This window comes from Monashia sp. NPDC004114, from assembly GCF_053603855.1.
Genome location: NZ_JBSGGK010000003.1, coordinates 433,651 through 439,783 on the forward strand (window position 1 = coordinate 433,651; position 6,133 = coordinate 439,783).

4 protein-coding genes are annotated in these 6,133 nt (G+C 62.7%); 2 read left to right on the top strand and 2 right to left on the bottom strand.

Translation table 11 applies throughout. The features are described from left to right. Nucleotides 1-252: 252 nt before the first annotated feature. Both ACWEOW_RS06870 and ACWEOW_RS06875 read left to right on the top strand, forming a co-directional pair. Nucleotides 253-588 (top strand): hypothetical protein, encoded by a 336-nt coding sequence (locus tag ACWEOW_RS06870; protein WP_452268426.1) that lies wholly within the window; start codon nucleotides 253-255, stop codon nucleotides 586-588. A gap of 1,877 nt (nucleotides 589-2,465) precedes the next feature. Continuing rightward, nucleotides 2,466-3,662 carry a hypothetical protein gene (locus ACWEOW_RS06875; RefSeq protein ID WP_452268427.1) on the top strand — a complete coding sequence of 399 codons (1,197 nt, stop codon included), beginning with the start codon at nucleotides 2,466-2,468 and terminating at the stop codon, nucleotides 3,660-3,662. A 526-nt stretch (nucleotides 3,663-4,188) separates the two neighbouring features. On the opposite strand, the gene ACWEOW_RS06880 is transcribed toward ACWEOW_RS06875, so the two are convergent. Both ACWEOW_RS06880 and ACWEOW_RS06885 read right to left on the bottom strand, forming a co-directional pair. Continuing rightward, nucleotides 4,189-4,398 (bottom strand): hypothetical protein, encoded by a 210-nt coding sequence (locus ACWEOW_RS06880; RefSeq protein WP_452268428.1) that lies wholly within the window; start codon nucleotides 4,396-4,398, stop codon nucleotides 4,189-4,191. Nucleotides 4,399-4,451: 53 nt separating this feature from the next. Further along, nucleotides 4,452-5,513, bottom strand: coding sequence for a restriction endonuclease (locus tag ACWEOW_RS06885; protein ID WP_452268429.1), 1,062 nt, complete (start codon nucleotides 5,511-5,513; stop codon nucleotides 4,452-4,454). Between the last annotated feature and the right edge of the window lie 620 nt (nucleotides 5,514-6,133).

Sequence of the window (6,133 nt, forward strand, 5' to 3'; positions counted from 1 at the left end):
CTGGGATAAACCGACGTCGTCCCCGATTGATTGGTCGTGTGTTGGATGACCCGCTTCCTGGCCCGACGCATAGCAGACGTCTTGACCTTCGGCTTGCAGACCGAAGTAGTCATCTCCCCCGCCCCCGCCCTCTCGGAGGTAGACCAGTCTCCGCGGTCGCTGCACCACGGCCTGCGTTCTTGAATCACTTTCCACCCATGCAAACGTTAGCTTTTCAAGTGTCTTGCTACATGCACTAGTATCCTCATCCTCTTGTCCACCGAAAGTGATGTCGACGGGCTCGACTTTGAGCCTATCTTCGCGCGCGTACCACAACGCAATCGTTATTTCAACCAGCCGCGCATTGCTATTTGGACTCCGAATTGCGATATTCAACGTCCATGTACTATTTGCATCCAGTGTCGAAAGGTGGTCGAAAAGCTGGGTATTGTCACAGTCGGGGTCGTTGTAGAGTTCATCGAGCCGCTTGCCGGGCTCAAGGCCCGTCCGGTAGCACGTAATGAGCTCGGAGCCGACTATAACGGCGCCCACTCCTCCGCCATTCGTGATACTCAACTTCGCTGTTCCCCGGGTGCTGCCCGCGAATGACGCAAAGTCCGTTGACACCGTCGCACCAACGGTGGTCCCTAAATGCGATGGGACAAAGGACGATGTATGCCAGAACTGCATGATAGGCAACAACGCGATGACAGCAGAACCAAGCACAGCGATGTGCCGCCATCGTAACTCCAACGAGCTCACACTCCGGCTTATGCACCAGTAGAGGAGCAAGGCACTGGATACAACGGTCCCAACTGCTACGGCAACTCCCACGTAGTCCAAAGGGTGATGGCCGAAGGCGAACCACATCGAGATACCAAGAGCAACGCCAAGAGCACTCCCCAATTGGGCGGCCAGACGCGATATTGGCCATGTGCCAATGAGAATGGCGAGTGCGGACAGGACCACTAGGAATGTGGCCGGCAGCAGCATCGTATCGATCATGGTGGCACCGAGCGTCAGATGCGCTGGCGGTGGTTCGCGCCAGAGCAGGGCACACAAGGCCACGGCCGGCGCCAATAGGGCGAAACCAGCGAGTCGCTCCCCCCAAGGCCGGCGATCAGCGTAACCATCCGCCAGCCGCGTCTTGAGTTTGCGCGGTTCCGCGGGCCCACTTGGATCGGCACCCGTCTGTTCCCCAGAAGTGTTGTCCATATGACCACTCCCATTTTGCAGGCCGCTTCACCTATGGTACGGCGAACTGCTGTAGCACGAACGAGATCTAGTCAAGCTGAGCGCCCACCGCTCAACGTCCATGACGGCGACTCCAGCCCGCGATCCTCTCGGCACTGGCGGGCACTACGAACCGACCCTGGTTGAGAGGGCCGGACCTCGTGGTGGACGCACAGAAGGGTCGAGGTCTTCGGGATCGCCTGCGACCAGGCACCCCTAATCGAAGACCTCAACGATCGAGCTCTGCACTGTATGCCTTCGGCGTGGCTTGGCGCACCCGCACCGACGCTGTGCAGTCCCGCGGGGATGCACGTCCTGGAAAGGAACCCCGATGAGCTCGGCCGGCCGGTCGTGACGCCCGAAAGCGAACGAAGAGCTGAATGCCTGCGGTCCGCCTGGTCGAAGCCGGCCAGCACCTGCGCGCTGAAGTGTCGTAGGTCCACATTGGTCTGGGAGCGCGCTGCAGGATCAACTCGGCGGCGCTGGCGAGGCGCATCAGTGGGAGTTGCAGGTGCGCCTTCTCGTGCTCGGTGAGCCGCAACGCTTCCTCGAGATGGATGCCGAGCCGTTCGAGCCAGTGCCGTACGGCCAGCACCGGGGTGATCCTGGTCTGTCGGCAGCGGGTCAGTTTCGGCCGGATGCACGCAGGGCAGATCGTCACCGTCCAGGTCGCCGAGACCACCCCGACCTTTGAGCTGGGCGACGGGGACACCCAGACCGTGCCGCGTCGCACCACGCTGCCGGTGCGCAACAACACAAAGAGTCCAGACAAAGCGTCAAGACAACTGGAATGCCAACAAAGGACCCCTATGGACCGCCCGAGGTGGACGACCCGAGCATCGAGTTGCTGGGTCGCGTCCTGGACCGTTCCTTCCGCGCCTTGGACGCACCCGGCCTCTCCCCGACGAGCGAGATCCGTGTCCGCCGGCAGGGCCAGCCTGATGCGCCCACCGCCCGACCCGTGACACCCCCGCCGGATATCCGGGAAGCACGTTGGTGCTTCGCTGTTTGACCGGCTCGCCGGTGTCGTCGCGTTCCGGGTTCTCCTTCTGCTTCATCCGGTTCAAGTAACGAAGCACGCAACGCCGTCGGCTCGTGTGGCTACCTTGGCGTAGAACCTGGCCGCGATCAAGGCGGCGATGCTGTCTGTGGTGGCGGATCTGCTTCGGTCTGGGTCGGTGGACGGCTGCCCACTGGTGACTTGGTCTGACCCGATTCCCGCAACTTTGGGCCGCGGCGTGTCAAAATTGTTCATGGCCTCCGTTTCGGCCAATGAAGAGTCTGGGCCTGAAGGCGAAGGGGCCAAACGCGAGCCTCAGAAGGCGGCCAGCGGCGTAGTCAGCGCGTTGCAGCAACTGCTAGGGGCGGCAGCCGTGTTGAGCGCCACGCTCTACGTCCTCGTGAACGCGCTCTACATCGATTTCTACGACGACTTCGGGGTCCGTCCCGAGCAAGTCGGGCTTGACCGCGTCGCCGTGCTCGCAAGAGCAGCGTGGGTCGCCCTAATTGCCATTGTGCTGATTGTGCCGACAGCATATGTTGTCACTCGTCGCGCTCTCCAGAAGCGGGAGGCCGAGGATATCGATATCCAGCGACCAATAATCGAGCGCATGCATTCGGCGGAAGATCGGAAATCGGCGGTGATTGCGTCGGAGCTATTCCGATGGTTCGACGAGGAGCAGGCTCGGTGGGAGGCAATTGGAGAGCCAGTCACACCCTCTCAACGCGAGCGGATTGACAGAGTGATAAGGAAGGCGGCGCCGGCGGCCCCACTCCAAGCGCAGGAGGGGAAGGAGGAGTTGATTGCCTGGTTCCAAAACGAGCTAACTCTGAGGGGGCTTGGATCGCCAGAGGTCCGGCTACTTACGGAGATTCGCAATGCGTTAAGGGGTGGTGTCCCAATCACGGATCCCGAGGAGCAAGCTATGAGCGAGCCGAAGGACGAATATGCGGCGGCGCTCCATGAACCGCAAGAGGAGATAGATAAGGCCAAGCAAGACCTGCACCAAGCCAGAAGAGATAGCCGCCGGTTCGGTTTCCTTCGTGGTCTGATCTTCTGGGGGGCAGTCGCATTGATCGTCCTGCTGCTCATCGGCTACAAGTTCGCGGCTGACCATGTTAGCGCCGAGGCAAACAGGGTCGCTAAAGGGCACAGTTCGACCGGCCTTGGGTTGGTGGTCCCTTTCATCGACGTTCGCGCGAACCGCGCTGAAGTGACCTGGGTTGGCGACAAAGACGCGGCGCCCAAAGGTCTCGTTAACGCGCTCTTCCTGACCTATCTCGGCAACGGTGAGGGCTCCACGGTTCTCCTTGAGTGCGGACAGAAGACGTACATTGTCAAGAGCGATGATGTCGTGGTCACTCTGCTGGACCAGGGCCGCGCGTACATCGAGGGTGACTCGAGGCGGGATGCGGCGGAGGAGGCCGCGTTCAAGAGAGCCTGCCCGTAGCCTCAGGATCGCGTGCTCTGAGGCAGGAACTGGCAGCGATCGCATCGGCCGCATCCGAGGGAGTCGTTCTCGGCCCCTCCTCTCGTCCCACATTGGCGATCGGCCGGTGGTAGTGCAGCCGCTCCGTCGCGCTCGTCGTCACCGATGAGCCGGGAGGAGAACACGTCAGGCAGCTGGTGGCCAGCGTCGGTCAGCGACTGGACTGGAGTCCAACTGATGTGGATAGGCCAGCGCTAAGGTGCGCACCCCGCGCTTGCCTGAAACTTACTCCCGCGGTTATGTGGGCTCCGCCGTTGGCGCCACGAGCGGTGCTAGGTCCGGGACCATCATCAGATTGGCGGAGGCCACTCGGATCACCGGATCGAACTCCAGCGCGGACTCCACGAGTTGCTCCAGATGCCCCGTGGTGCCGCAGGCGAAGAGCATTCGTCGGGGTTTGTCGTGGTGGATCCGGTACTTAGCTTCCTGACCGCACTTGGTCGTCGGGATCACCGAGACGATCGCGTCGCACTTCATAGCCGGCCTCTCAGTTCTCGTACCGTGACCAGTCGCCCGTTCTACGGGTGGCCTCGACGAGGCTGCGGGTCTGCTCCGGGGCCATGTTCCAGAGCATGTCGTACTCGCGGAGCAGGTTCTGAAGATGCGCCCAGCGGATCTTCTGGAACTGGGTGCGGGGGCGCTGGCGTGCCGCGGACCGCATCGCCGTGAGCCACTGTGGCTCGTCCTTGTCCGGCATAATTGCTCGTTCCTCCGTAGTCGAAACCGTCACGATTTTGTCGTGCTGCACGCTCACCCTGTCTCATCATCGAGAACCCAGGCCCGCTTGAGGGGGAGGACCGCGCGCACGTGGGCCGGGAGCCCCTCGTAGATGGCGAAGAGGTGGTCCAAGACATCCTCCGAGTCCCAGACGCGGATTGTCAGCCGGTCGGTCCGGATGGCTTGTGTGGCCGGCTTGTTGAGTCCTCCCCAGGCTACGAGCAGCCCTTGATCAGCCTTGTGGGTAGCGATCGCACCCTGGAGTCCTCGGACGACAGTGGCGCCTATCTGGCCCGCTTCGGACTTGCATTCGACGATGAGGGTGGGAGAGTCGAGCCCGAGGGGTCCGCGTCCCGCGATGATGTCCACGCCGAAGTCCGGTCCCTCGGGTGAGACGTCGCACGTGTAGCCCTGCACGCGAAGGATCTCGGCCACGAGCGCGGTGAGTTTGTGCTGACCGAAGTTCTCGACTAGGTATGTGCGTACCCGGTCTCGGATTGCCTCCAGCGTTGGGGCGGGATTGGGATCAGCGACGTCGATCGCTGCGTCCTCCAAGGGGCTGGGCGGTGTTGTCGAGCTGATCGTCGGCGAGGCTAGGCCGTTGCCTGGATCCAGGCCTGCGGTCATGGCCTGGCGAAGTCGCGTTTCGGCGTTGTTCTTCGATGCCTGAAAAACGGTCATGGCGCCGTTGATTGTGTTGAGGAGGTCGTCCTTGAAGGCAGCCCGGCCAATGTCCGTCCGCTTCCAGTCCACGCCAATCGTGTGTCGACGCGATGGGTCGGCTTCGGTAGCCCTGTAGGTGTAGCCGTAGGTGCACTCGCCGAGGGCGATCTTTTTGGTTGTCTTCATCGGCATGACGATGAGGTCTCCTGCCGCGATGCCATGGCGTAGCGCCCAAGACTGACCGGCGATGTTGTATTGCCTCCCGGACGTGGCAGTCGGCAGCGCGGAGACCACGGCGGCTTTGATTGCGTCGCGAGTAGTTAGCTGGGTGAGATCGACGAGTTCACTGAAGCCTCCACCGGCGACCCCATGTTGTAGCGCCCACTCTTCCCGTTCGCCGGTACGCCCCGCCCGGACGATCCATGCGGTCATGACTGTCCCTTGGTCAACCTCATGAGCGCACCGTACCGAGCTCACCGCGTTTCGGAGTGGCTTCTGACGGAGCCGGTGAACGTCGGAAGCGCCCGGGTCGTCACACTTTCACTCCCCACGGAACGTCCGCAGCTCATCGAGGGTCTGGCGGTTCTGCCGGTCGGTGGCCTGGGCCCACCGCTGCGGCGCACTCGTCGCGGGCTGGCGTCCGCGCGTAGCGCTCCACGTCCGCCTGTGTGTAGATCCGCGGCTGGGCGAGCTTGGTCGCAAGGTTGTGGACGAGGTTCGGTCTGTGGCTGTCTCGACATGCACCTCGAGCTAGCCCGGAGACTTCACCGGGGAGCGTTGTGCCGGGCGTGGCTGTCAACTGAAAAGTGCCCCTGAACTGGGAAGATAGCGATTGCGACGCGTTCCAGTGATGGCAACGATCATGTCAAGGTTCGGCACCCGCGCGACAGAACGTGACCGGTACCTGCCTGACACCCGGGGTGACCGGGGATGGCTGAGCCGTGGGGGCGGCTGCGGGCCATGGCGATCCGCGCCGGGTCAGTGTGCCGGGGTCAAGGCTCGACCTGGTCGACCGCGCAGCGGCGTGGCCTTGAGGCCGGCGCCGTCCGGCG